The organism is Allobosea sp. GW823-FHT01F03 (assembly GCF_058798075.1).
Window position 1 is genome coordinate 234924 of sequence record NZ_CM179505.1, and the last position, 23545, is coordinate 258468.

Sequence of the window (23545 nt, forward strand, 5' to 3'; positions counted from 1 at the left end):
CAGGCAGGTGGAGAACGCCAGATGACCGCCCCTGTCTTGCCACCGCTCGCCGACCTCGTCCCGCCGCGGCTGCGACCGGGCCATGAGCTGCTCACCGAAGGCGCCGTGATGGCGCGCGACTGGCAGGTCGGCCGCAATCTCTTCCTCGATACGGCGCGGGTCGCCTGCGAGGCCGACTACAAGCGCCGCACGGCCGCCGAAGGCCGGATCATGCAGCACGCCCATATCGGCTTTCGCAGCGTCGAACGCACGCTGGAGGCGATCCGCAGCGTGCATGAGAGCTGTGCCGGGCGCGGCGTCACCGTCGACCGCTTCGGCATCACCCTCGACTGGTCGATGGGCTATCCTATCGCCGAGCGCGACAAGCGCCCGCGCGGCACCGGCATCGTGCTGACCGGGCCGGAGGATTTCGCCCGCATCACCGGCGTCGTCCCGGCCGCGGCGCATTTCGGCGATTTCATGCTCGGGCTTCCCGGGGCCGTCGAGAATACCCGCGCGGCCCTGGCGGCGGGCGTCACCACGGTCGGCAATCTCGGCCAGTACTTCACCTTCCGCCTGCCCGACTGGGACGACGACGTCGCGACGACCGAGGCCACCGTGACCGCGCTCGGCCTGATCGCGGCCCAGCCGGTCGAGGTTCTCGTCCATTCCAATCTCGACGACGGCTTCGCCGGCCTGTTCTCCGACATGAGCTCGGCGCTCGGCATGGTTCTGGTCGAGAAATATATCGTCGAGGAGCTTATCGGCGCCCGCGCCTCGCATTGCTACGGCCACCACTTCACCGCGCCGCTGGTGCGGCTCGCCTTCCATCACGCACTGATGCAGGTGACCGACACGCCCGGCAGCATGATCTTCGGCAACACGGTCAGCTACAAATCGACCCCGGCCGGCAATTTCGCCAGCCTCGCCAGCTATCTCCAGGCCGATATCTGGTCGCTGCGCCGGCAGCACAGCGGCCATGCCATCAACCCGGTGCCGGTCACCGAGAACGAGCGCATTCCCGACACCGACGAGATCATCGACGCCCAGACCTTCGCTGGAAAGCTGGTCGAGCATGCCTCCGCCAGCCTCGGCCTGATCGATCTCGCGCCGGTCGATGCGATGGCGGGAAAGCTCGTCACCGGCGCGCACCAGTTCCGCGACCGGGTCCTTGCCGGACTTGCGCAGATCGGCGTCGACATCCGCGATCCCGCCGCCACCATGCTGGCTCTGCGCCGTATCGGCCCACGACGGCTGGAAGCGCTCTACGGCGTCGGGACGCAGGACCGCGCCGCCTGGGGCGGACGCCGCGCGCTCGTCGAGGCCGAATGGGTCGAGGAGCTCCGCCATGAGACCGAAGCCTGGCTCGACAAGGTCGCGGCGCCGGTTCGCAGCGGCATCGGCCAGGCGGGGCTCAAGGTCTGCGTCGCCAGCAGCGACGTGCATGAGCACGGCAAGAGCCTGATCGAGCATCTCCTGACCCAGCTCAAGGCCGAGCCGGTCGATGGTGGCACCTCGGCCGACCCCGACGATCTCGTCGCCATCGCCCTGGCGAATGGCTGCGACGTGATCGCGATCAGCACCTATAATGGCATCGCCCTGCGCTTCGCGACCGAGGTGCTGGCGGCGCTCGAACGCGCCGGGGCCAGCCTGCCGGTCTGCATCGGCGGGCGCCTCAACCAGATTCCCGAGGATTCGAACTCCGGCCTGCCGGTCGACGTCACCGATGATCTCGCCAGGATCGGGGCCATTCCCTGCATCTCGCCAGAGCGCCTGGTCGCGGAGCTGAGCGCCTTGGCCGACCTCAACCGGGCTCGACCTGACCGGCGGACGATGTGACACGCGGGATCCGGGCCCGCATTGATGCGGGCCGGAGCAGACCGCCTATGCGCCGGCGCGCCTCAGCCTGACATCGGATCGAGGAAGAAGCGGTCGCTGCCCGCCTGCCCCCCCTTGAGGACGACCTCGACGCCATTGAGTTCGTCATCGGCCAGCAGGGCGCAGACATGGCTGGCCTGCTGGCCGCTGGAGACCGCGATCTCGAGCGCATAGGCCCCGCAACTGCGCATCGCAAAGCTTGAACTGTCACCGCCGGCAAAGATGACGCGCCGCAGCCCCGCTTCGCGCACGGCCTGCCGGAACAGCTCGGCGAGCGCGAGGCCAACGCTGGGCGCGCGGGCGAGGTCGAAAGCCTGCGTGACCTCGCCGCGCGCGGTAAAGACCGCGGTCGAGCGGCCGGCGCGCAGGGCCGCGACCATCGCAGGAGCCACGGCCGCGACGGCGCGCTGCGCGTCGTCGCTGGAAGCCAGCCGCTCGATCGGCAGATGCAGCAGGGTCCAGCCCGCCGCTTCCGCCACCGCGAGCTGGACGGCGGTCTGGGCGGAGCAACTACCCGAGAGCACGAGCCCCGGGCCGCCCTGCACCCGGCCGGGCGACAGTTCCGCGCTGCGGCCAAGCTGGGCTGCGACCGCGCCGCCGAGGCCTTGCGGGAGCCCCTGCGCCGCCAGACAGAATACATCGCGCCTTGCCGCGAGCTGCCAGATCGCGCGGCTGACATGGCCGAGCTGGGCATTGTCGACGGTGTCGAGCACGACCGGGACGGCGCCGGCCCCGCGCGCCTCGATCAGCCGGGCGAGCGCCTCGCGATCCTGGCCGAGCTCCGGCAGCATGATCGCGGCCGTCGCCTCGACGCCGAGATTGGCGAGATGGCGGCGCAGATCAGCCTCGTTCATCGGTGTCGAGGGATGCTCGACCAGCGCCGGATTGCGATCGAGCCGCAGAATCTCGCCGCGATGTCGCGAAAAATGATTGGCGAAGGCGGTGTAGCGGCCGAAATCCGGCGTGGCGGGCAGCACCGGCAGCAAAGCCCCTGGCCAGACCTTGAGCGCTTCGGCGATCGCGACGGAAAAATTGCCGGTTTGCGGTGCGGAATCGAAGGTCGAGCAGATCTTGTACTGGTTGAGCCGGGTGTCGAGCGACCCGAACAGCCGGAACGCATCGCCGAGCAACACGCGCATCTGGTCGGGTGCGCGCGAACGGGCGACGCCGGCGATGCCGATGACATCGAGTTCCGCCGCCTCGGCGCGGACACGCTGCGGATCGGCAGGCTCGAAGTAGAGCCGGCAGCGCAGGCCGTGCTTGTGGAACTGCGCGAGGTTCTCGGAGGCGCCGGTGAAATCGTCGCCGTAGAAGCAGATGGCCGGCCCGCTCATCCGCGATCAGCCTCGTCCTCTCGGGCTCCCATCTGCTCGAGAATCCTGCGGAAATGCTCCATATTGACCTCGGCGCCATAGGCCTCGCGCGCGCCGCCGGAATTGCGCGTCTCGATCATCGTGTACATGATCTCGTGCAGCCGCACCGTGTCGGCGAGCCCGCCATGGGCGTGCGAGCGGCGCAGCCAGCCCGAGACCATGGTCAGCACGAAGTTCGCCAGCGTCTCAACCAGCTCGTTCTTGGCGGCGCGGTAGATCGCGCGGTGGAAGGCGAGATCGGCCTCGACCGTCGCGTCGAAATCGATCGGATCGGCGCCGGCGAGCGGGCGCAGCCGCTCGATGCAGGCGCGCATCTCCGCGAGATCCGCCTCGGTCCGTCGCTGAGCGGCGAGTTCGGCGCAGGCGCGCTCGAAGAGCAGCCGCACCTCCATCAGCTTCTGCGGCGTCGTATCCTTCATGTAGATCTCGAACAGCAGAAGCTGGCCGAGGGAAGCCTGGGCGCCGGCGCTGACGAAGGTGCCATGGCCGTGCTTCACGATCAGGACGCCGGCCGCCGCGAGCACCTTGACCGCCTCACGCACCGGCGTGCGGCTCAAGCCCAGCTCCCGCGCCAGTTCCAGCTCCGGCGGCAGCTGGTCGCCCGGCCTGAGCGAGCCGTCGGCGATGCGCTGCTTGATGTGTTCGAGGACGAGTTCGAGGCGGCTGAGCTGCTTCTTGCCCCTGCCGTTCATCATGTCCTGGCGGCCTGTTCCGGCGTCCATGGTCTCACCTGCCTGCGGGCTGACCGGCCCGCTCTTTCGCCAAGACTTAGCTTGACAGCCTTTCAAAAGGCAAGACATCATACCTTTAACGAAAAGACGAGCCGTCAATGAGCGGCAAGCAGACAGGGTTGGAGACGCAATGACGGAGATCGCGCCGGAATTTGCCGGCCGGCTTGCCTTGGTCACCGGTGGAGCGCGAGGCATCGGCCGTGCCTGCTGCCTGCGGCTTGCAGCGGGTGGCGCGAAGATCGCGCTCAACTACGCCGCCAATCATGCGGCCGCGGCCGAGACCAAAGCGATGGTGGAGGCAGCCGGCGGCACCTGCGAGCTGTTCCAGGCCGATGTCGGCGACGAGGCCGCCTTTGCCGCAGCCGTGAACGCCGCAAATGAACGGCTGGGGCCGATCTCCTATCTCGTCGCCAATGCCGGCACCACCGGCCCGCGCCACCACTCCGAACTGACGCTCGACCAGTTCCGCGAAACGGTTCGCGTCAATCTCGACGGGGTCTTCATCGCCATCCAGCAGGTCAAGGACCAGATGCTGGCGCAGGGCTTCGGCAGCGTTGTCTGCCTGAGCTCGATCGCGGCACTGCGACCGCGCTCGCGCCAGATCGACTATTCCGCCGCCAAGGCCGGTGTCGTCGCGATGATGCGCTGCTTCGCCGAGGCGCTGGCGCCGCATGTGCGGGTGAACGCCGTCGCGCCAGGGCTCACCGACACCGACATGCTCGGTCGCCTCGACCAGACCCTGCTGCCGACGCGGCTCGCGGCGATGCCGCTGGGACGCTTCGGCCAGCCGGCCGAGATCGCCGAGGGCGTCGCCTTCCTGCTCTCCGAGCGCGCCGCCTTCATCACCGGCCACACGCTGGTGGTGAGCGGCGGCGACGTCATGGAACCGTGAGCCTTCATCGTACCAGAGAGATCATACCTCATATCAATATCATGACCGAGATTCGCGCCCATTACCTGATCGAGACGCCGCTGCCCGTCGAGCAGACGGCCGCCGCCATCGCCGGCGAGCAATCGACCGGCACCTTCATGAAGCTCGCCTCCGAGACCGATGCGGTGACGGCGCGGGCCGGCGCCCGCGTCGCAAGGATCGAACGCCTCACCGAGGTCCCCGTACCGAGCCTGCCGGGCGCGCGGGCCTCCGGCCGGGCGCGCTACACGCAGGCGCGCGTCGAGATCGCCTGGCCCTATGCCAATGTCGGGCCGGATCTGCAGACCCTGATGGCGACGATCTGCGGCAATCTCGGCGAGCTGAGCGAGCTCTCCGGCATCCGCCTCCTCGATCTGGAGCTGCCCGACGATTTCGTCCACGCCTTTCCCGGCCCGCGCTTCGGCATCGCCGGCACGCACGAACGCCTGCGCCTCGACGGGCTTCCGGCCATCGGCACCATCGTCAAGCCGAGCATCGGCCTGCTGCCGGAGGACACGGCTCAGGTCGTCGCGGAGTTCGCCGAGGGCGGCATCGACTTCATCAAGGATGACGAACTCAGCGCGAACCCGCTCTTCGCCCCGCTGGAGCAGCGCATCGCGGCAGTGATGGGCGCAATCGAGCGCCATGCCGACCGCACCGGCAAGCGCATCATGTTCGCCTTCAACATCACCGGCGACCTCGACCAGATGCGCCGCGGTGCCGAGGCGATCCTGAAGGCCGGCGGCGACTGCGCCATGCTCAGCCTCAACTGGGTCGGAACGCCGGCCGTGCTGGCACTGCGCCGCGAGTTCCCGCTCTTCATCCATGGCCATCGCAATGGCTGGGCACTGTTCTCGCGCGCGCCGATGCTCGGCTTCGACTATCGCGTCTACCAGCTCATCCACCGTCTCGCCGGCGTCGACCACATCCATGTCAACGGCCTGCGCAACAAGTTCGCCGAGAGCGACGAATCGGTTCTGGCCTCGGCCCGCGCCTGCCTGACGCCGCTGAACGAAGCCGATCCGCGCATCATGCCGGTGCTATCGAGCGCGCAGACCGTGCTCCAGGTCCACGACACCTACGCCGCGCTGCGCACCACCGACCTGATCTACGCCTGCGGCGGCGGCATCGTCGGCCATCCCGACGGCATCGCCGCCGGCACACGTGCGCTGCGCGCCGCCTGGGAAGCGGCACGCGCCGGCATTCCGCTCGCGACGGCCGCCAAGGAGATGCCCGCGCTGAAACGCGCGGTCGAGACCTTCGAGCGGCACGCCAAATGACCGCTGGTTCTGGAACTCATCGGAGACGAAAAGCAGATGTCTAGGCGCCTGGAGAACAAGATCGCGCTCGTTTTCGGCGCAGGCTCGGTGGGCGAGGGCTGGGGCAACGGCAAGGCCTCTGCCGTGCTCTACGCCCGCGAAGGCGCCAAGGTCGCCTGCGTCGACCTCAATCTCGCCGCCGCCGAGCGCACCAAGGAGATCATCGAGAGCGAGGGCGGCACCGCGCTGGCGCTCCAGGCCGATGTCGTCAATCTCGATCGCGTGCGCGAAGTCGTCGACACCGTGAAGTCGACCTGGGGCCGCATCGATGTGCTGCACAACAATGTCGGCATGAATATCGAAGGCGGCCCGGTCGATATGACTGAGGAACAATGGGATCGCGTCATGGACGTGAACCTGAAGAGCATGTTCTTCACCTGCAAATGCGTCCTGCCGATCATGGAAGCGCAGGGTTCCGGTTCGATCGTCAACATATCATCATTGGCCTCGATCCGCTGGATGCACTTCAATTATATTTCGTATTACGCTTCGAAGGCGGCGGTGAATCACTTCACCCGGGCGATTGCGATGCAATATGCCGAGAAGGGCATCCGGGCGAATACCGTGCTGCCCGGCCTGATGGACACGCCGCACATCTACGAGGCGATGAAGGCGCATTACACCGACTTCACGGAGATGCAGCGCAAGCGTGCCGAGGTGACGCCGATGAAGCGCATGGGCGAGGGCTGGGACATCGCCTATGCCGCGCTCTTCCTGGCCTCGGACGAATCCAAATACATCACCGGCATCGACCTTTGCGTCGATGGCGGCCTGCACTGCAAGACGCATTGAGGGGCGGGCCGTGACGACCAGCTCCCACGCGCAGAAGATCGGCTTCATCGGCCTCGGCGTCATGGGGCGCCGCATGGCGCTCAATCTACGCAAGGCCGGCTTTCCCCTCGCCGTGCACGACTTCGACCGCGCCGCCGTGGCCGAACTGGTCGCGGCAGGCGCGAGCGATGCCGGCTCTACCGCGGCGACCGGCGCCGCCGACATCGTCATCACCATGCTGCCCGACACGCCGGACGTCGAAGCCGTCGTGCTTGGCGAGGGCGGGCTCGCCTCTGCCATGGGGCCGGGCAGCGTGCTGATCGATATGAGCTCGATCTCGCCAATGGCAACCCGGGCCATGGCCGAGACGCTGGCGGCGAAGGGCGTCGCCATGCTCGATGCCCCGGTCAGCGGCGGCTATCAGGGCGCCGAGAACGCGACGCTGTCGATCATGATCGGCGGCGACGCCGCGGTGCTCGAACGCTGCCGCGGAGTCCTGGAGGCGATGGGCAAGACCATCAGCCATATCGGAGGGCCCGGTGCCGGCCAGGTCTGCAAGGTCTGCAACCAGGTTGCGGTCGCCATCAACATTCAGGCAGTCGCCGAGGCGATGACGCTGGCTCGCAAGAACGGCGTCGACCCGGGCAAGATCCGCTCGGCGCTGCTCGGCGGCTTCGCCCAGAGCAAGGCGCTCGACCTGCACGGTCAGCGCGTGCTCGACGGCAATTTCGCCGCCGGCTTCCGCGTCACGCTCCAGCGCAAGGACCTGAAGCTGGCACTGGAGAACGGCAGTGCGACCGGCACCGCCCTGCCGGCTACGGCGCTGATCCAGCAGCTCTACGGCGTGCTTTCGAATACCGGCCGCGCCGATCTCGACAATTCCGCGCTCGCCCTCCTGATGCAGGAAATGTCGGGCCTTGGCGGGGAGTACGGGTCATGAGCGCCGCACAGCCCGATTTCGTCATGCTGCGCGAGATCATCGCGACGGTCGGCAGCCACAGCGTCGTCGCCGTCGATACGATCGCGCATCTCAAGCCCGAGGACGCCGGTCAGGTGGTGATGACCGGCTCGCATGGCGGCATCAGCTCCGGCGAATATGCCGGCAAAGTACCGATCGCCGCCGTGTTCTTCAACGATGCCGGCATCGGCAAAGAGAATGCCGGCATCGCCTCGCTGCCCTATCTCGAGGCGCGCGGCATCATCGCCGGCACCGTCTCGCACGACAGCGCGCTGATCGGCAACGCGCTCGAGACCTGGCAATCGGGCCAAGTGTCCGCCCTCAATCCCTTGGCGGAAAAGGCCGGGTTCGCACTCGGCGAGCCGGTCGGCCAGGCCGTGCGCCGCATCTTCGGAGGCCGGCCATGAGGAACGAGACCGTCGCCGAGATCGCCGGCCATCGCGTCGTGCTGATGGATTCGATCTCGCTGATCGCGCCGCAGGACAAGGGGGCGATCATCATTTGCGGTTCGCATGGCGGGCTGATCTCGGGCGCCTTCGCGGCGCTGCATCCGCCGCATCTGGTCGTCTTCAGCGACGCCGGCGGAGGCAAGGCCGGCGCCGGACGTGCCGCGCTCGCAATGCTCGACGCCAAGGGCATCGCTTGCGCCACCACCTCGCATGACACGGCCCGGATCGGAGACGCGCAGGATGCCTGGCTGAGCGGCGTGCTCAGCGCCGTCAGCAATACCGCGCGGCAGAAGGGCCTCGCGGTCGGCCAGAGCGTCAAGGAAGCCGCGGAGGTCGCCGGCAGCGCATGACCCGGCCATCGCAGCGTCGTGGCCGATAAAAACAAGAAAACACGAGCAAAAGCCGAAACAGGCAGGAAAAATCAACACAGGGAGGACTACCAATGCTCAAGAACAAGCTGACGGCATCTGTCCTGGTGCTCGGAATGCTGCTTGCCGCCCCGGCGGCAAAGGCCCTCGATCTCAGCTTCGCCATGCACACCTCGCCGCCGGGACCCGAGTTCCAGGCGGTCGACAAGTTCGTCGAACTGGTCAAGGAGCGCAGCAAGGGCGAGATCAACGTCAAGATCTTCCATTCGGCCGTGCTCGGCGGCGAGCGCGACAATCTCGAACAGCTGACGGTGAACGAAGTCCAGATGACGCTGTTCGGCGACACGCTGCCGAATGTCGTCGCCCCGCCCTATGCCGCGACCGTCGTGCCCTTCGTGTTCCCCGGACCGGAAGAGATCTTCGAGTTCTGGGCGAGTTCGGCCGGTGCCGAAGGCAAGAAGCTCATCAAGGACAAGGCCAAGCTCGACCTCGTGGCCTTCTTCCGCCGCGGCGACCGCCACCTGTCCGCCAAGAAGCCGATCAAGACGCCCGACGACCTGAAGGGCCTGAAGCTGCGCGTGCCGGAAATTCCCTCCTGGGTCCGGGTCTGGTCCGAGCTCGGCGCCCGGCCGACGCCCGTCGCCTGGCCAGAAGTGTTCAGCGGCCTGCAGATGGGCGTGATCGAGGCGCAGGAAAATCCCTGCTTCAACATCAACCAGGCCAAGCTCTACGAGGTCCAATCGCACCTGATCTATACGGCGCATGTCCCGGCCGTCTGGCACTGGACGATCAGCTCGCGCTTTCTCGACAGCCTGAGCCCGGCACTGCGCGAGGCCGTCGTCAGCTCGGCCGTCGATGCCGCCAAATATGGCGACGAGATCACCAAGCAGCAGATCGACGGCGTCTGCAACGCGCTGGTGGAGAAGAACAAGATGACCGCGATCAAGGTCGACCGCGCGCCCTTCATCGCCAAGGCTCGCCCCGCCATCGATGAACTCTCGAAGAACTGGGCGCCGAGCGTCGTCCAGGCCGTCTCCAAATACCTGAAATGAGCGCGCGTCGCGGCGAGGGGCGCTTGCTTCTCGTCGCGGCCCGGAATCTGAGGCAGCCTGGAGAATGTGATGCCCCCGGAAAAAGGTATCCGAAGGACGATCTATCTCGTCTTTGAAACACTCGCGATTTCTGCATTCCTGATCATGATCACGTCTTCGGTACTGCAGGTCTTCTTCCGCTATGTCCTGAATGCGCCACTGCAATGGACGGAGGAGCTGGCACGCCTCACCTGCGTGCTCACCACCTATTTCGGCGGCGTCGTCATCCTGATGAATCGCGAGCATATCCGGGTCGACATCATCGACGGCTATGTCTCCGGACGCTCGGCCGATGCCGTGGCCATGCTCGTCGACCTCCTGATCTCCTGGTTCCTGCTCTCGGTCGCCTATGGCTGCTGGCTGCTGACCAACGCGACCTGGGAGACCTACACGGCGACCATGGACTGGTTTCGCACCGGCTACATCTACGCAGCCGTCGGCATTTCGATGCTCGTCATGACCTTCCTGCTGCTGCTCGACATGTTCGAGCGGGCGATGCACATGGCCGGCCGCGCCAAAGGAACCACATCATGATCCTGGCGCTTTTCATCGGCGGCCTGCTCGCTCTCTTCGTCATCGGCATTCCCGCAGCCTTCGCGCTCGGCCTGTCCTCGCTGATCGTCACGCTCGTGGAGCGCGGCATCAACGGCATCCCCTACACCATCCTGGCCCAGCGCATGGTCTATGGCGTCAACAGCTTCCCGCTGCTGGCGATCCCGTTCTTCATCCTGGCCGGCAAGATCATGAACACCGGCGGCATCACCGACCGCATCTACGAGTTCGCCGATCGCATCGCCGGCCACATGCGCGGCGGCCTCGGCCAGGTCAACATCGCCGCCTCGATCATCTTTTCCGGCATGTCCGGCTCGGCGGTCGCTGACGCGGTCGGCGTCGGCCAGGTCGAGATCCGGGCGATGCGGCAGGCCGGCTACCCCGACGATTTCTCGGTCGGCGTCACGGCGGCCTCGGCGACGATCGGCCCGATCATTCCGCCCAGCATCCCGCTGATCATCTATGCCGTCGTCGCCAATGTCTCGGCGACCGCGCTGCTGATCGCCGGTATTCTGCCCGGCCTGCTGATGGGCGTCCTGCTGATGATGCTGGTCTGGTGGCAGGCGCATCGCCGCCAGCTGCCGACGCAGAAATGGCTTGGCTTCACGGCGCTGGTCCGCAGCTTCTTCAGGGCGCTCCCGCCGCTGTTCACGCCCGCCATCATCATCGGCGGCATGATGAGCGGCGTCTTCACCCCGACAGAGGCCGCTGCCATCGCGGCCGTCTACGCGATCGTCATCGCCATGCTGGTCTATCGCGAGATCACCCTGGCGCAATTGTTCCAGGTTCTGCGCGAGACCATGCGCGAGACGGCCGTCATCATGATGATCCTCGCGGCCGCCGCGCTCTATGGCTGGCTGCTGGTCTTCACCCAGATCCCGCAGCAACTGGTCGCGCTCGTCGGCGGGCTCGATCTCTCTCCGGTCACGCTGCTGCTGGCGATCAACATCTTCCTCCTGGTGATCGGCCTGTTCATGGAGACCAATGCCGCGATCACCATCTTCACGCCGATGCTGCTGCCCCTGGCGGTCGCGGTCGGCGTCGATCCCGTGCATTTCGGCATCATGATGGTGCTGAACCTGATGATCGGGTTGCTGACCCCTCCGGTCGGCATGGTGCTCTTCGCCGTCGCGAAGGTCGCGGACGTGCCGATCAACAAGGCACTGGTGGCGGTCGCACCGTATTATGTGCCGCTGGTGGTCGCCTTGCTGCTGATCACCTACTTCCCGGAAATATCCCTGATCCTGCCGCGGCTCCTGCTGAATTAGGCAGAGCCGGACCGTCGGAGGCCACCATGCCGTCACAGTCTTTCTCGAATCCGCTGCGCCGGAAGCTGAAATCCGGCGGATCGACGATCGGGCTCTGGGCCACGCTCGAAAGCGCGACCGTCACCGAGGTCGCCGCCGAGCTCGGCCTCGACTGGGTCTGCGTCGACATGGAGCATGGCAGCCTCGGCTATCGCGACGTGGTCGATCATCTCCGCGCCGCGAAAGGCAGCGATCTCGCCATGATCGTGCGCGTGCCAACGGCCTCGGTCGACACGATCAAGCGCGCGCTCGATCTCGGCGCCCATGGCGTCTTGCTGCCGCTGATCCGCACGGCGGATGAACTCGCCGAAGCGTTCGTCCATGCCCGCTATCCCCCCTCCGGCAAGCGCGGGCTCGGCCATGAGCGGGCGCTGCGCTGGGGCATGGCGATGGAGAGCTATGTCGCAGCGTCGAACGAGGAGACAATGGTGATCCCGGTCATCGAGACCGCTGACGCCTCCGGCAACATCGCCGATATCCTCGCAGTCCCGGGGCTGGAGGCGATCTTCTTCGGGCCTTCCGATCTGTCGCAGAGCTTCGGCCATCTCGCCGTCTGGGAAGGACCGGGCATCGCCGAGGACATCCTGCGCATGCAGCAGCTGGCGGCCGCGCGCGGCATCGCCTCCGGCGTCATCGGCACGAGCGCCGACGACATCACCAGGCGCCGAGAACAGGGGTTCGGCATGATCGGGCTGGGTTCGGATGTCGGCTTGATGATCCGGCAATTGCGCGCCGCGATCGAGCCCTTCCGCGCGGCGCCGGGCAAGAGCGCCGGCTACTGATCCGTCGGGGACCATCCGGCGCGGCTGCCCAGCGGTCAGGAAACCGTCCGGTGAAGCGCTGGCGTTCATGCGCTGGCCGGCGCCAAAACCTCCAGCCAGCCCTGCTTCAGGGGCCGGAGGTCGTCACCCCTGCCGTTGCGTCGTCCGGCTCGTCCGCGCCCGATCGGTCGAGCTCCGCCTGAATCGCGGCGAGATGGGGCTGCGCCGCGGCCGAGGCCGCCTGCTCGATGGCGCGATAATGCGCGACCAGGGCCAGACCGAGCGCGGTGAGATGGGCTCCACCGCCGCTCTTGCCGCCGACCTGGCGCACGACGACCGGCTTGCCGAAGACCCGGTTGAGCGCCTCGACGAGATCCCAGGCGCGACGATAGGACATGCCCATTTCGCGCCCCGCGGCCGAGATCGAACCGCAGGCCGCGATGGTTTCGAGCAGTTCGATCTTACCGGGACCGATGCGGGTTTCGCGATCGAGATCGATGCGCAGGCTGAGCGAAGGCATGCCGGCAAGTCTACTCCGTCAGAAGCGGGCGCACAAAGCCGGCGACGCCGCTATTTCAGCACCAGCCTGATCTTGGCCAGCGCCGCCTGCCTGTCCTCGTGATAATCGATCAGGGTGCGGTAGCGGCCTTCGGCGTCCATCACATAGACCGAAGCGGTATGGTCCATGGTGTAGCCGCCCTCGGTCGGGATCTTCTTCGCATAGGCCTTGTAGGCCTTTACCACCGACTCGACCTCCAGGGCCGTGCCCGAGAGGCCGACGATACGCGGATCGAAGGACTGCAGGTAGAGTGCGAGCTGCGCCGGCGTATCACGCTCGGGATCGACGGTGATGAAGAGTACCTGCAGCCGCTCGGCTTCGGGACCGAGCGCCTTGAGCTGCTCGGTGATGTCCAGCAGGGTCGTCGGACAGACCTCGGGGCAATGGGTGAAGCCGAAGAAGACCAGCATCGGCCGACCACGGAACTCCGCCTCGGTGACCCTGCGTCCGGTATGATCGATCAGGCTGAACGGGCCGCCGACATCGATCGGCGCCGCGGCCGTCTGAACCGTTCGCGCGGGCGCGCCCGGCCCGTCGACCTGCCACCAGCCGAGCAGGATCGCCGCGACGACGAAGGCGAGCACGGCCAGCACCGTCCAGGCGGTGTAGCGTATCCAGCGGAGGAGCGGCATCGGACTATCCTGAAACTGAGGCGCTCGGGCGCGCCGCCGCTTCTCGGCAAAAGCCGGGACGGAATCAAACCGGCCTAGCGTCGCACCCGGCGCAATCGCCACTCCGCGAACGGGATCGAAGCGTGCCCTTACTGGGCCGGCAATGAACCGGTGAACTGGGCGCGCTCCCCGGGATCGGCGACGAAGGGGTCGGCGAGAGCGGCGTCGGGATTGCTGATCGCGACCTTGCCGGCGACCATGGTCTGCATCCGCTCCGGCCCCATCTTCCTGAGCAGGCTGCGGAAACTCTCATGCATGCCGCCATCGCGCAGCGCGTAGCTCAGCGCCGGCGTGCCGGAGGCGACCAGCCCGGCGGTGCGTTCCTCGTCGCGGGCGCGTTTCTGGGCGACGAGATCGCGGCTGTCCTGCTCGACCTCGTAGATTGGGCAGGCCGCGCCCGGCACGAAGGGACCGGCGCCCTCGGCCGGATCGAAGACGTAGCGGCGCTCGCAATAGGCGAGGCGGGGCGGGCGGCGGGTCGCCTCGAAGTGATCGTAGCCTTCCTTGAGATTGCGCCAGAAGACGATGTTCGGATTGTTGCGATGCGCCGCCATGTTCTCCGGCGTCATGCGGAAGGGCAGGGCCTGGACCTGGAAGCTGCGCTGGCCGCCGACGAAGGCCTCGCGGGCGAGGCCGTAGATCTCGGTAACGCCCTCGTCGGTCATCGCATAGCAGCCGGCCGAGGTGCAGGCGCCATGGACCATCAGCGCCGAGCCGGTGAAGCCCTGCGCCTGCTCCAGCGCATTCGGATAGCCGAGATTGAACGACAGATAGAACTGCGACTTCGGGTTCATCAGCTCGGCCGTGACCGTATAGAACCCTTCCGGCGCCTGCCGGTCGCCCTCGCGCTTCTTCGGGCCGAGCTGGCCCGACCAGCGGCACATCGGATAGGTCTTCAGCAGCGCATAGCGGCCCGAGCGGTCGCGCTTCCAGACCTCCAGCTCGCTCTCCTTCTTGAAGATGCGGACCAGGATCGGATCGCCGGGAGACATGCCCTTCGCCGACATCTGCGAGACCAGCGCAACCGGAAGCGGCTGCAGATGGCGATCATCGCCCTCCATCGCCACGCAGGAGGACAGAAGCACGGCTCCGGCGAGAAGCAGCGCATGGCGGCGGAGATTGCGGGCGAGGGAGCGGATGGACATTGCGCGATTGTCGGAGCGTATCGCTAACGGCTGGTGAACGGGGCTCCGGTAACCACGCAGGCTCATGCCGGTCGAGGTTCAACTGACAATTTCGTGAAGAATAGCAGGCGGCGCCATACGCCTGCCCCCTTGAACCTGAGGTCGCTAGAGGTTGCACAAGCCAGGGGTTGAAGGGGAAACACGCCATGCTCGACCGCCGTCTCATCGTCCAGACCATCGCCCTCGGCCTTGCCGGCTCGCTATCAGCGACAGCCTTCGCACAAGGGCCTTCCGGCCTGCTCGAAGCCGGCCCGCTGCCGGAGAAGAGCTTCGGAGCGGCCGATGCGCCGGTGACGGTGATCGAATACGCCTCGCTCACCTGCCATCACTGCATGAACTTCCACACCAGGACCTGGCCGGACCTCAAGGCAAAATATGTCGACACCGGCAAGGTACGCTTCATCATCCGCGAATTCCCGCTCGATCCGCTCGCCATGGCCGGCTTCATGCTCGCGCGCTGCGCCGGCGAGGAGAAATGGTATGCGGTGGTCGACATGTTCTACCGGACGCAGGAAGGCTGGGCCCATTCCGACAAGCCGCTGGACGGGCTGACCCAGGCGATGCGCCAGGCCGGCATGGGCAAGGACGGCGTCGAGGCCTGCCTGAAGCGCGAGGACCTCTACCTGGGCATCCGGCAGGTTTCCGAGCGCGGCAAGAGCTTTGGCGTCGACTCGACGCCGACCTTCTTCGTCGATGGCGAGAAGCATGCCGGGGCGCTGACGCTCGCGCAGTTCGACGCGATCCTGGCGCCGCTCCTGGCCAAGGCCGGAAAATAGGTCACCGCGGCGCCCCCGGCCCGATCCTTCGCGCGCCGGCTCCGGGGCCGGCGAAACGCTCGGCGAGCGGCAGGCTGGCGAGCAGCATCAGCACGACGCCGAGCGTGATCGCGATATCGGCGCCGTTGAAGGTCGGCCAATGCCAGCCGCCCCAATGCAGGTCGATGAAATCGGTGACCGCACCCTGGCGCCAGCGATCGATCGCATTGCCGAAGGCGCCACCGGCGATCAGGGCAAGACCGATGCGCTCGAGACGATGCCGCGACAGCGCCGCCCAGATGATGAGGCCGAGGCCGACCAGGAACTTGAACAGCCCCAGCGCTTCGGGCCAGCGCTCCAGCGTGTCGCGGAACAGGCCGAAGCTGATACCGGTGTTGAAGCCGAGTCGGAGATTCAGGAAGGGCGCGAGCTCGATCACCCGGGGAGGGTCCAGGACGACGGCCAGCATCAGCCATTTGCTGGCCTGATCGAGGCCGGCGGCAAACGCGCTCACGGCGAGGACGCCGGGGACATTCCTGGCGATCGTCATGCCGGGAGCTGCCTGATGACGCCGAGCCAGCGCCGGACGCGGGCGCGATAGGCGAGATAGGGCTGGCCGAGCGAAGCGGCGAGCACGCGCTCCTCGATCGCGACCTGCAGGCGGATCGCGACCAGCAGCGCGAAGGTCAGCCCGGCCTGGATCAGGCTCGGCAGGACGATGAACAGACCGATGAACAGCAGCGCCTGACCGAGGAAGACCGGGTTGCGCGAGATCGCGAAGGGGCCGCTGTCGACGATAGCGCCCTGCTCGCCCTCGGCCGCGCCGATGCGCCAGGAGGTGCCCATGTAGCGCTGTGACAAAAGCGCGACGCAGGCGCCGATGACGACGAGGAGATGGCCGAGCACGTCGTACCAGGGCCCGTCCAGCGCGGCGTGCAGCGGGTCATCCGCGACCGGGTTGCCGAAGGCGGCGAGCAGCAGCGGCCAGATCACCGCCCCGGCGAAGGCGAGCTTGAACAGGAGCGCCGGCAGGGCCTGCTTCTCGCCGCCCTTGCCGAACAGCCAGACCGGGCGGCCGGCTTCCCTCGCCAGGATGGCGCTCATGGCGAGGAAGCTGATCACATAGACCACGACCATCAGATAGCTGGCGATCTCCATGCCGCTCATCGCAGCCCCCTCAGCTCGCCTTGCCGGCGTCGAAGCGCAGCAGCCGCAGCGCATTCGCGGTGACCAGCACGGTCGCGCCGGTATCGGCCATGATCGCGACCCAGAGCCCGGTGTAGCCGAGCACGCTGGTGACCAGGAACACCGCCTTCAACCCGAGCGCGAGCCCGATGTTGACGCGGATGTTCGCCATGGTAGCGCGCGCCAGCCGGATCATCGCCGCGATGTCGCGGACGCGGCTCTTCAGCACGGCGCCGTCGGCCGTCTCGAGCGCGACATCGGTGCCCGAGCCCATGGCGACGCCGATCCCGGCCGCGGCCAGCGCCGGCGCATCGTTGATGCCGTCGCCGACCATCATCACCGGCGCCTGCGCCGAGAGCTCGCGGATCGCCGCGACCTTGTCGTCCGGCATCAGCTCGGCCTTGTGGTCCATGCCGAGTGAGCCGGCGATCGCCGCACCGGTGCGGGCATTGTCTCCGGTCAGCATCACCGAGCGCACGCCCAGCGCCTTGAGCTCGGCGACCGCGGCGGCCGCATCGGCACGCGGCTCGTCGCGCAGCGCGATCAACCCGACGAGGACGCCGTCGGCGATGACGGCGGCAACCGTCTTGCCGTCGGTTTCCAGCCGCTCGACCGCTGCCTTGGCCGTGGCGTCGAAGGCGGCGCGGCTCATGGCATGGCGCGGCGCACCGACGAAGATCGCGACGCCGTCGAGCTTGCCGGTGACACCCTGGCCAGCGATGGCCGCAGCTTCCGAAGCCGGGCGCACCGGGATGCTGTCCGTCTCGGCCCGGGCGAGGATCGCCTCGGCCAGCGGATGGCTCGAGCCGGTCTCGACCGCGGCGGCGAGCTCCACGACCTCGCGCTCGCTCCGGCCCAGCGCCACCACCTCGGTGACGCGCGGCGTGCCCTCGGTCAGCGTCCCCGTCTTGTCGAAGGCGACTGTACCGGTCTTGGCGGCGGCTTCGATGACGACGCCACCCTTCAGCAGCAGGCCCTGCCTGGCGCCGGCCGAGAGCGAAGCGGCGATAGCGGCGGGCACCGAGATGACGAGGGCGCAAGGACAGCCGATCAGCAGCAGGGCCAGCGCGCGATAGATCCAGACCGCCCATTCGCCACCGAAGAACAGCGGCGGCACCAGGGCGACGGCGATGGCGAGCGCCATGATCGCCGGCATGTAGAGGCGCGAGAACCGGTCGATGAAGCGCTCGGTCGGGGCACGCGCCTCCTGCGCCTCCTCGACCAGGCGGATGATGCGGGCAATGGTATTGTCCTGCGCCGCCTTGGTGACGCGGGCGCGTAAGGCCGCCTCGCGGTTGACCGAGCCGGCGAAGACGGGATCGCCGACGCCCTTGGTCTTCGGCACCGATTCGCCGGTCACCGGGCTCTCGTCGATGCCGGAAATGCCGGAGACAATCTCGCCATCGGCCGGGACCCGGTCGCCCGGGCGGATCAGCACGATCTGGCCGATCGCCAGCGCGGCCGCGTCGACCTGCCGCGTCGCACCGTCCTCCTCGACCAGCGCGGTCTTGGGCACGAGATCGCCGAGCGCCCGGATCGAGGCGCGCGCCCGGTCGGCGGCGACACCTTCCAGCACCTCGCCGACCGCGAACAGGAAGACGACCAGCGCCGCCTCCTCGGCCGCGCCGATGACGAGCGCGCCGGCGGCGGCGATGGTCATCAGCATCTCGATGGTGAAGGGCACGCCGGCCGCAGCAGCAGCGAAGGCGCGCCGCGCCACCGGCACGACGCCGATCAGACAAGCGGCGACGAAGAGCCAATAGGAACCAGCGGGCCAGGCGAGGCTCGCCAGCCAGGCGCCGGCGAGCAGCGCGCCGGTGAGCAGTACCAGCCGGCCCTTGCCGGTCTGGTACCAGCTCATGCCTTCGGGCGTCGTCTCATGGACATGGCCGGGCAGACCGTGCCCGGCATCGGCCTTTGCATCGGCCTTCTTGCCCGTGCCGCCATGCGAATGCGCCTGGCCGTGGCCTTCACGAGAGTGATCATGAGCGTGGCCGTGACCATCCTGCGAGGCATGCCGGTGGCCGGCCTCGTGGCCGTGATCATGATCATGACCGCAGCCACAGGAAGGCGATTCCGGCATGGGCGCAGCGGCCGCGGGCTTTGCCGGCGCCAGGGCATAGCCGAGGCCGGCGACGCGGCGCTCGACCTCCGTCGCCGTCGCTCCCCCTGCGGCGAGCGAGAGGGACAACGTCTCCGACATCACCGAGAGGCGGACATCGCTGACACCAGGCAGGCGCTCGACGGCACTGCGGATCTTGGCGGCGCAGCTCGCGCAATCCATGCCCGTGACCTGCCAGGACAGCGGGTTTGCGGGGTCGGAATCAGATTCGCGCATGTTTGTCTCCGCTTGACGGCGTCCAGAGACACCCCAGATACAAGCTGAAGCGACTAGAGGTTCAAGAGGAAAATCGATGTCCGACCGGAAGAATCTGGAACGCGTCGTTCCGATCGGCGTGCTGGCGGAGCAGACCGGCGTCAAGGTCGAGACCATCCGCTATTACGAGCAGGTCGAATTGCTGCCGCCGCCGGAGCGGACCGAAGGCAACCAGCGCCGCTATGGCAGGCGCCATGTCGAGCGGCTCGCCTTCATCAAGCATGCGCGCGATCTCGGCTTCTCGGTCGACAGCATCCGCACCCTGCTGAAGCTCTCGGACAATCCCGACCTGCCCTGCGACCAGGCGCATGCGATCTCGGTCGCCCATCTCGACGAGGTCCGCCACAAGATCGCGCGGCTGCGTTCGCTCGAGAAGGAACTGGAACGGATCGCCGCGACCTGTTCCGGTGGGGTCAGCGCCTGCGATTGCGCGATCATCGAGGCGCTCGCCGACCACTCGCAATGCGCTCATCACCAGGGCAGTGTCGCCGAAGCCTGGCGCTAGACCCGGCCGGTTCCGGCCGAAATGGCCGAGAACGCCGCGAGATCTAGAATTCTGCTCGACTCCCGGCCCCGAACCGGCAACCATAGGTTGCCGGCGACGGTAAAATGGCCCGCCGGCACTGGGGGGCGGCAATGGAAGCGCGGTCTTGTGGCCGTGTCGTTGCGTGAGCGGCGTGGCCGAAGCGAGCCTGCCGGTCGAGATCGCCTTCCTCGCGAGCCATGGCGTTCCTCCCGCTGAGCTGCGACAGGCCGCGGTCGCTGCCGCTCGTCTGGGCGTGTCGCCGGCAAAACAGGTCATCGCTTCCGGCCTTGTCGGCGAAGAGGCGTTCTACCGGAGCCTCGCCACGGAGTTCGACCTGCGCTTCTCGGCCAAGGTTCCGCCGCTCCTGCCGGGGGGCGACCTCGCGGCGATCATGCGCGAGGGCGTGGCACGGATCGCGAACGAGCCCGGCAGCCCCACCCGCTTCGCCTGCGCACCGCCGGCCGGCGCACCGTTGCGGCGCTTCATGGCAGGCAAGCCGCAGCGCCGCGACGACCTCGTGATCGTGACGCCCTCGGCACTGGCTGCGGGCTTGCGCGCGAGCAACGCCCACATGCTCGCCCGCCGGGCCGCCGGCCTCGACGAGCCCGGCCTTGCCCGCTTCAGCGCCCGCACCGGCAGCAGCATCTCGCAGAAGGGGCTCGCGCTTCTGATGGTCGGCCTGCTCGCCGCGCTGACGACGCTCGCGCCGGTCGGCACGCTGATCGGTGTGGCGCTGGCCCTGGGGCCGGTCTTCTTCGGCGCGGTCGTGCTGCGCCTCGCGAGCCTGATGGAGAAACCTCCGGCCAACCTCTGGCGCGAGCAGCGCTGGCGCGTCGATGACAGTCGCCTGCCGGTCTATACCGTCGCCGTGCCGCTCCTCGGCGAAGAGAGGGTCCTGAACCAGCTCATTGGCGCCCTCTCGGCGCTCGACTACCCGCCCGCCAAGCTCGACATCCGCATCCTCGTCGAGGAAACCGACCTGGGCATGCAGCGTTTGCTGGCAGCGCGGCGGCTGCCGCCTTTCATGCAGGTCGTGATCGTGCCGCGCGGCGTGCCGCGCGGCGTGCCGCGGACCAAGCCGCGCGCGCTCAACGTCGCGCTGGCCGAAGCCCAGGGCGAGCTGTTCACGATCTTCGACGCCGAGGACGTGCCCGACCCGCAGCAACTGCGCCTCGCCGCCGCGCGCTTCCTGCGCGAAGACGCGGATCTGGTCTGCCTGCAGGCGCGACTCGTGATCGACAACACCGGGGATGGCTGGCTCGCCGGCTTCTTCGCACTGGAATATGCCGGGCTCTTCGACGTCTTCAATCCGGGCCTGCTGCGCTGCGGCCTGCCGATCATGCTCGGCGGGACCTCGAACCATTTCCGAACCGAGGCGCTGCGCGAGGTCGGCGGCTGGGACGCCTGGAACGTCACCGAAGATGCCGATATCGGCTTTCGCCTGGTGCGGAACGGCGGCCGCATCGCCGACCTGCCCTCGGCGACCTTGGAGGAAGCGCCACGCTTTCTGAACGCCTGGATGAAGCAGCGCACGCGATGGCTGAAGGGCTATCTGCAGACGCTGATCAGCCATTTGCTGGCGCCGCATCGGCTGCTGCGCGAAGCCGGGCCGGTCGCGACGCTGACCTTCCTGGTGCTGGCGTTCGGCACGCTGCTCGGCACGCTCGGATACCCGTTCTTCGCGCTCGGTTTCATCTTCGCGATTCTGAACGGCTCGCTGCTGAACCCGGACAGCCCTCTCGAACTGCTGTTCTCGGCCACCGCGCTGACACTGACCGGTGCCGGGGTCTGCGTCGTTTTCCTGGTGCCGGCGCTCGGGGCCTGGCGACGCGGCGCCATCGACCTCCTGCGCTGGCTACCGGGCCTGCCGCTCTATTACATGCTGGTCTCGCTGGCCGCCTGGTGCGCGCTCATCGAGTACAGCAACCGCCCCTTCGCCTGGAACAAGACGGAGCATGGCCTCGCCCGCTCCTCGCGCTATCGCAAGCCGCCAGCCTAGATCAGAATCGGCAGCGCACCGCGAGAGCCGGCATCAGAGATGCCGCAGCCATTCCTGTGCCGCTTCCGCCGGCGGGCGCTCGATGTTGAAGGCGCCGACGAAGCCGCCATTCTTGTCCATCAGATAGACCAGCGCGGTGTGGTCCATGGTGTAGTCGCCATCCTTGAGCGGCACCTTCTTGGAATAGCCGCGATAGGCCTTGATGGCGGCGTCGATCGCGGCGCGGTCGCCGGTGAGACCGATGATGCGCGGGTCGAAGGAGCCGAGATAGCTCTTCAGCGTCTCGACCGTGTCACGCTCGGGATCGACGCTGATGAACAGCGCCCGCAGCTTCTCGCCCTTCGTCCCGGCGGCGCGCAGCACCTCCGAGATCTCGAACAGCTTGGTCGGGCAGATATCGGGGCAATGGGTGAAGCCGAAGAAGACCAGGAAGGGCGCGCCGCGCAGATCCTTGTCGGTCAGGGTCTTACCCTCGGTCGTGGTCAGCGCGAAGGGCCCGCCGACGCTCGATGCCAGGCTTTGCCCGGCCTGGCGTCCACCCGGGGCGAAGGTGATGAAGGCGGCTGCTGCAAGCGCGGCGGCGCCGAGCAGGAACACGACGAGAGGCAGGATCAGGCGGCGGTTCAAGGCAAATCCCTCGGTCGACCGGCGAGGCCGGTCAGAAGCAGGCAAGGATGGCGGCGATCAGCCCGTCGGTGAACAGGCGATCGCCCTCGCGCCACCAGAGCAGGAGCCCGGCGAGCAGCAGCAGGCCGACGCCACCGGCCAACAGCCAGAGGATAACCTTCGAGGCGGGCGCCTCGTCATGGATCTCGGTCTGTGGCGACATCTCCATGGCTCGCAATCTAGCGTCTCGCAGCCTCAGCCGGAAGCGGCCATCGCGCCGCAGTGCCCGCCGCTCAGATTCCGCGGATCAGCCCGCCATCGATGCGGATCTTGGCACCGGTGACATAGGAGGCGCGCTCGCTGGCGAGAAAGGCGACGACATCGGCGAATTCCTGCGGCAGCCCATAGCGTCCGGCCGGGATCGAGGCCATCGAGGCCTTGGCGATGGCATCGCGCGTCGCCCCGGCCCGCGCCGCCGCGGCATCGTCGAGCTGGTCGATGCGCTCGGTATGGATGCGGCCGGGCAGCACGACATTCACGGTCACGCCCTGCCCGGCGACTTCGGTCGACAGGGTCTTCGACCAGCCGACGACGGCAGCCCTGATGCCATTGGAGAGCGCGAGGCGCGGGATCGGCTGCTCGACCCCGGAGGAGACGATGGTGACGATGCGGCCCCAGCGACGCTCGATCATGCCCGGCAGCAGGCGTTGGGCGAGGTGGAAGAGATTGGCGGCCATGGCCTCGAAATGCAGCAGCCAGTCGGCGCGCCTGGCGTCGCGCGCCTCGCCGGGCGGCGGGCCACCGGAATTGCCGATCAGGATGTCGACACCGCCCTCGGCGATAAGCTGCTCCGCCAGTGCCTCGACCGAAGCGAGATCGGCGAGATCGAGCCTGGCGGCAACGACCCGTCCGCGCCTCTCGGCCGGCAATTCGGCGACCCAGCTGGTGATCGCGTCGAGATTGCGGGCCGCCGCGACGACGCTCGCCCCCTCGGCCGCCAGCGTCGCCGCGATCGTGGCACCGAGCCCGCGGCTGGCACCAAGGACGAGCGCGCGTTTTCCCTTGAGTCCAAGATCCATGGTTCGGTCTCCATCAAGCAGGCGCATCCGGCGCGCGCAGGCAAGATAGGTGGTGAACGCGGCAGGCGCACGCATCAGCACGCATGCCCGCCGCGAAACCTACGCACATCTCAAACACGCAGAGATCCATCGTAGAGCTCCGACCGGAACGCTCCAC

25 protein-coding genes are annotated in these 23545 nt (G+C 67.7%); 14 read left to right on the forward strand and 11 right to left on the reverse strand.

What is annotated here, in order from left to right; genetic code table 11:
* Window positions 1-21: 21 nt before the first annotated feature.
* On the forward strand, window positions 22-1818 hold the full coding sequence (locus AC3RCC_RS01085) for a cobalamin-dependent protein (protein WP_492257331.1): 1797 nt from the start codon (window positions 22-24) through the stop codon (window positions 1816-1818).
* A 62-nt stretch (window positions 1819-1880) separates the two neighbouring features.
* Here AC3RCC_RS01085 and AC3RCC_RS01090 read toward each other — a convergent pair whose 3' ends face one another.
* Both AC3RCC_RS01090 and AC3RCC_RS01095 read right to left on the reverse strand, forming a co-directional pair.
* Complete coding sequence (locus tag AC3RCC_RS01090; protein ID WP_492257332.1) at window positions 1881-3191, reverse strand: four-carbon acid sugar kinase family protein; 1311 nt, start codon at window positions 3189-3191, stop codon at window positions 1881-1883.
* Window positions 3188-3952, reverse strand: coding sequence for a FadR/GntR family transcriptional regulator (locus AC3RCC_RS01095; protein WP_291638668.1), 765 nt, complete (start codon window positions 3950-3952; stop codon window positions 3188-3190). The genes AC3RCC_RS01090 and AC3RCC_RS01095 overlap by 4 nt, the downstream gene beginning before the upstream one ends.
* A gap of 139 nt (window positions 3953-4091) precedes the next feature.
* Here AC3RCC_RS01095 and AC3RCC_RS01100 point away from each other — a divergent pair, with 139 nt between their 5' ends.
* From AC3RCC_RS01100 to AC3RCC_RS01145, 10 genes are all read left to right on the forward strand, one after another.
* Window positions 4092-4853, forward strand: a complete 762-nt coding sequence (locus tag AC3RCC_RS01100; protein ID WP_492257333.1) for an SDR family NAD(P)-dependent oxidoreductase — start codon at window positions 4092-4094, stop codon at window positions 4851-4853.
* A 41-nt stretch (window positions 4854-4894) separates the two neighbouring features.
* Window positions 4895-6151 (forward strand): ribulose-bisphosphate carboxylase large subunit family protein, encoded by a 1257-nt coding sequence (locus tag AC3RCC_RS01105; protein ID WP_492257334.1) that lies wholly within the window; start codon window positions 4895-4897, stop codon window positions 6149-6151.
* Window positions 6152-6187: 36 nt separating this feature from the next.
* The gene (locus AC3RCC_RS01110) at window positions 6188-6982 is read left to right on the forward strand and encodes an SDR family NAD(P)-dependent oxidoreductase (RefSeq protein ID WP_291638665.1); all 795 of its coding nucleotides are present in this window, start codon (window positions 6188-6190) and stop codon (window positions 6980-6982) included.
* Window positions 6983-6992: 10 nt separating this feature from the next.
* Window positions 6993-7901: an NAD(P)-dependent oxidoreductase gene (locus AC3RCC_RS01115; protein ID WP_492257335.1), complete on the forward strand. Its 909-nt coding sequence runs from the start codon at window positions 6993-6995 to the stop codon at window positions 7899-7901.
* Window positions 7898-8326, forward strand: a complete 429-nt coding sequence (locus AC3RCC_RS01120; RefSeq protein WP_492257336.1) for a hypothetical protein — start codon at window positions 7898-7900, stop codon at window positions 8324-8326. Before AC3RCC_RS01115 ends, AC3RCC_RS01120 begins: the two co-directional genes overlap by 4 nt.
* Window positions 8323-8718, forward strand: a complete 396-nt coding sequence (locus AC3RCC_RS01125; RefSeq protein WP_492257337.1) for a hypothetical protein — start codon at window positions 8323-8325, stop codon at window positions 8716-8718. The genes AC3RCC_RS01120 and AC3RCC_RS01125 overlap by 4 nt, the downstream gene beginning before the upstream one ends.
* A gap of 92 nt (window positions 8719-8810) precedes the next feature.
* The gene (locus tag AC3RCC_RS01130; RefSeq protein ID WP_291638661.1) at window positions 8811-9788 is read left to right on the forward strand and encodes a TRAP transporter substrate-binding protein; all 978 of its coding nucleotides are present in this window, start codon (window positions 8811-8813) and stop codon (window positions 9786-9788) included.
* 144 nt (window positions 9789-9932) lie between these two features.
* Window positions 9933-10361 (forward strand): TRAP transporter small permease, encoded by a 429-nt coding sequence (locus AC3RCC_RS01135; RefSeq protein WP_492257338.1) that lies wholly within the window; start codon window positions 9933-9935, stop codon window positions 10359-10361.
* On the forward strand, window positions 10358-11647 hold the full coding sequence (locus AC3RCC_RS01140; RefSeq protein WP_492257339.1) for a TRAP transporter large permease: 1290 nt from the start codon (window positions 10358-10360) through the stop codon (window positions 11645-11647). Before AC3RCC_RS01135 ends, AC3RCC_RS01140 begins: the two co-directional genes overlap by 4 nt.
* A 26-nt stretch (window positions 11648-11673) precedes the next feature.
* A complete protein-coding gene (locus tag AC3RCC_RS01145) occupies window positions 11674-12468 on the forward strand; it encodes an HpcH/HpaI aldolase family protein (RefSeq protein WP_492257340.1) in 795 nt (264 codons plus the stop codon).
* Window positions 12469-12574: 106 nt separating this feature from the next.
* Here AC3RCC_RS01145 and AC3RCC_RS01150 read toward each other — a convergent pair whose 3' ends face one another.
* The 3 genes from AC3RCC_RS01150 to AC3RCC_RS01160 form a co-directional block, all read right to left on the reverse strand.
* Window positions 12575-12967, reverse strand: coding sequence for a winged helix-turn-helix domain-containing protein (locus AC3RCC_RS01150; RefSeq protein ID WP_492257341.1), 393 nt, complete (start codon window positions 12965-12967; stop codon window positions 12575-12577).
* A 50-nt stretch (window positions 12968-13017) separates the two neighbouring features.
* A complete protein-coding gene (locus tag AC3RCC_RS01155; protein WP_291638656.1) occupies window positions 13018-13638 on the reverse strand; it encodes an SCO family protein in 621 nt (206 codons plus the stop codon).
* Window positions 13639-13766: 128 nt separating this feature from the next.
* A complete protein-coding gene (locus AC3RCC_RS01160; protein ID WP_492257342.1) occupies window positions 13767-14822 on the reverse strand; it encodes a L,D-transpeptidase family protein in 1056 nt (351 codons plus the stop codon).
* A 185-nt stretch (window positions 14823-15007) separates the two neighbouring features.
* Here AC3RCC_RS01160 and AC3RCC_RS01165 point away from each other — a divergent pair, with 185 nt between their 5' ends.
* Window positions 15008-15637: a DsbA family protein gene (locus tag AC3RCC_RS01165; protein WP_291648131.1), complete on the forward strand. Its 630-nt coding sequence runs from the start codon at window positions 15008-15010 to the stop codon at window positions 15635-15637.
* Window position 15638: 1 nt separating this feature from the next.
* Here the strand turns inward: AC3RCC_RS01165 and lspA are convergent, their stop codons facing one another.
* The 3 genes from lspA to AC3RCC_RS01180 are packed head-to-tail and all read right to left on the reverse strand — an operon-like array spanning window position 15639 to window position 19139.
* On the reverse strand, window positions 15639-16166 hold the full coding sequence (gene lspA, locus AC3RCC_RS01170; RefSeq protein WP_492257343.1) for a signal peptidase II: 528 nt from the start codon (window positions 16164-16166) through the stop codon (window positions 15639-15641).
* Complete coding sequence (locus AC3RCC_RS01175) at window positions 16163-16783, reverse strand: methyltransferase family protein (RefSeq protein WP_492257344.1); 621 nt, start codon at window positions 16781-16783, stop codon at window positions 16163-16165. The genes lspA and AC3RCC_RS01175 overlap by 4 nt, the downstream gene beginning before the upstream one ends.
* Window positions 16784-16793: 10 nt before the next feature.
* A complete protein-coding gene (locus AC3RCC_RS01180; RefSeq protein WP_492257345.1) occupies window positions 16794-19139 on the reverse strand; it encodes a heavy metal translocating P-type ATPase in 2346 nt (781 codons plus the stop codon).
* Between the two features lie 76 nt (window positions 19140-19215).
* On the opposite strand from AC3RCC_RS01180, the gene AC3RCC_RS01185 reads away from it, so the two are divergent.
* Together AC3RCC_RS01185 and AC3RCC_RS01190 are read left to right on the forward strand one after the other, a co-directional pair.
* On the forward strand, window positions 19216-19683 hold the full coding sequence (locus AC3RCC_RS01185) for a MerR family transcriptional regulator (RefSeq protein WP_492257346.1): 468 nt from the start codon (window positions 19216-19218) through the stop codon (window positions 19681-19683).
* A 172-nt stretch (window positions 19684-19855) separates the two neighbouring features.
* Window positions 19856-21703, forward strand: coding sequence for a glycosyltransferase family 2 protein (locus tag AC3RCC_RS01190; RefSeq protein WP_492257347.1), 1848 nt, complete (start codon window positions 19856-19858; stop codon window positions 21701-21703).
* Between the two features lie 33 nt (window positions 21704-21736).
* Here the strand turns inward: AC3RCC_RS01190 and AC3RCC_RS01195 are convergent, their stop codons facing one another.
* The 3 genes from AC3RCC_RS01195 to AC3RCC_RS01205 form a co-directional block, all read right to left on the reverse strand.
* Window positions 21737-22330 (reverse strand): SCO family protein, encoded by a 594-nt coding sequence (locus AC3RCC_RS01195; protein WP_465247519.1) that lies wholly within the window; start codon window positions 22328-22330, stop codon window positions 21737-21739.
* A gap of 31 nt (window positions 22331-22361) precedes the next feature.
* The gene (locus AC3RCC_RS01200) at window positions 22362-22532 is read right to left on the reverse strand and encodes a hypothetical protein (RefSeq protein WP_291638648.1); all 171 of its coding nucleotides are present in this window, start codon (window positions 22530-22532) and stop codon (window positions 22362-22364) included.
* A 70-nt stretch (window positions 22533-22602) separates the two neighbouring features.
* Window positions 22603-23388, reverse strand: a complete 786-nt coding sequence (locus tag AC3RCC_RS01205) for an SDR family oxidoreductase (RefSeq protein ID WP_492257348.1) — start codon at window positions 23386-23388, stop codon at window positions 22603-22605.
* Window positions 23389-23545: the final 157 nt, after the last annotated feature.

Coding starts and splice junctions, on each gene's coding strand:
- AC3RCC_RS01085 (WP_492257331.1), top strand. CDS start 22: ATGACCGCCCCTGTCTTGCCACCGCTCGCCGACCTCGTCCCGCCGCGG.
- AC3RCC_RS01090 (WP_492257332.1), bottom strand. CDS start 3,191: ATGAGCGGGCCGGCCATCTGCTTCTACGGCGACGATTTCACCGGCGCC.
- AC3RCC_RS01095 (WP_291638668.1), bottom strand. CDS start 3,952: ATGGACGCCGGAACAGGCCGCCAGGACATGATGAACGGCAGGGGCAAG.
- AC3RCC_RS01100 (WP_492257333.1), top strand. CDS start 4,092: ATGACGGAGATCGCGCCGGAATTTGCCGGCCGGCTTGCCTTGGTCACC.
- AC3RCC_RS01105 (WP_492257334.1), top strand. CDS start 4,895: ATGACCGAGATTCGCGCCCATTACCTGATCGAGACGCCGCTGCCCGTC.
- AC3RCC_RS01110 (WP_291638665.1), top strand. CDS start 6,188: ATGTCTAGGCGCCTGGAGAACAAGATCGCGCTCGTTTTCGGCGCAGGC.
- AC3RCC_RS01120 (WP_492257336.1), top strand. CDS start 7,898: ATGAGCGCCGCACAGCCCGATTTCGTCATGCTGCGCGAGATCATCGCG.
- AC3RCC_RS01125 (WP_492257337.1), top strand. CDS start 8,323: ATGAGGAACGAGACCGTCGCCGAGATCGCCGGCCATCGCGTCGTGCTG.
- AC3RCC_RS01130 (WP_291638661.1), top strand. CDS start 8,811: ATGCTCAAGAACAAGCTGACGGCATCTGTCCTGGTGCTCGGAATGCTG.
- AC3RCC_RS01135 (WP_492257338.1), top strand. CDS start 9,933: ATGATCACGTCTTCGGTACTGCAGGTCTTCTTCCGCTATGTCCTGAAT.
- AC3RCC_RS01140 (WP_492257339.1), top strand. CDS start 10,358: ATGATCCTGGCGCTTTTCATCGGCGGCCTGCTCGCTCTCTTCGTCATC.
- AC3RCC_RS01145 (WP_492257340.1), top strand. CDS start 11,674: ATGCCGTCACAGTCTTTCTCGAATCCGCTGCGCCGGAAGCTGAAATCC.
- AC3RCC_RS01150 (WP_492257341.1), bottom strand. CDS start 12,967: ATGCCTTCGCTCAGCCTGCGCATCGATCTCGATCGCGAAACCCGCATC.
- AC3RCC_RS01155 (WP_291638656.1), bottom strand. CDS start 13,638: ATGCCGCTCCTCCGCTGGATACGCTACACCGCCTGGACGGTGCTGGCC.
- AC3RCC_RS01160 (WP_492257342.1), bottom strand. CDS start 14,822: ATGTCCATCCGCTCCCTCGCCCGCAATCTCCGCCGCCATGCGCTGCTT.
- AC3RCC_RS01165 (WP_291648131.1), top strand. CDS start 15,008: ATGCTCGACCGCCGTCTCATCGTCCAGACCATCGCCCTCGGCCTTGCC.
- lspA (WP_492257343.1), bottom strand. CDS start 16,166: ATGACGATCGCCAGGAATGTCCCCGGCGTCCTCGCCGTGAGCGCGTTT.
- AC3RCC_RS01175 (WP_492257344.1), bottom strand. CDS start 16,783: ATGAGCGGCATGGAGATCGCCAGCTATCTGATGGTCGTGGTCTATGTG.
- AC3RCC_RS01180 (WP_492257345.1), bottom strand. CDS start 19,139: ATGCGCGAATCTGATTCCGACCCCGCAAACCCGCTGTCCTGGCAGGTC.
- AC3RCC_RS01185 (WP_492257346.1), top strand. CDS start 19,216: ATGTCCGACCGGAAGAATCTGGAACGCGTCGTTCCGATCGGCGTGCTG.
- AC3RCC_RS01200 (WP_291638648.1), bottom strand. CDS start 22,532: ATGTCGCCACAGACCGAGATCCATGACGAGGCGCCCGCCTCGAAGGTT.
- AC3RCC_RS01205 (WP_492257348.1), bottom strand. CDS start 23,388: ATGGATCTTGGACTCAAGGGAAAACGCGCGCTCGTCCTTGGTGCCAGC.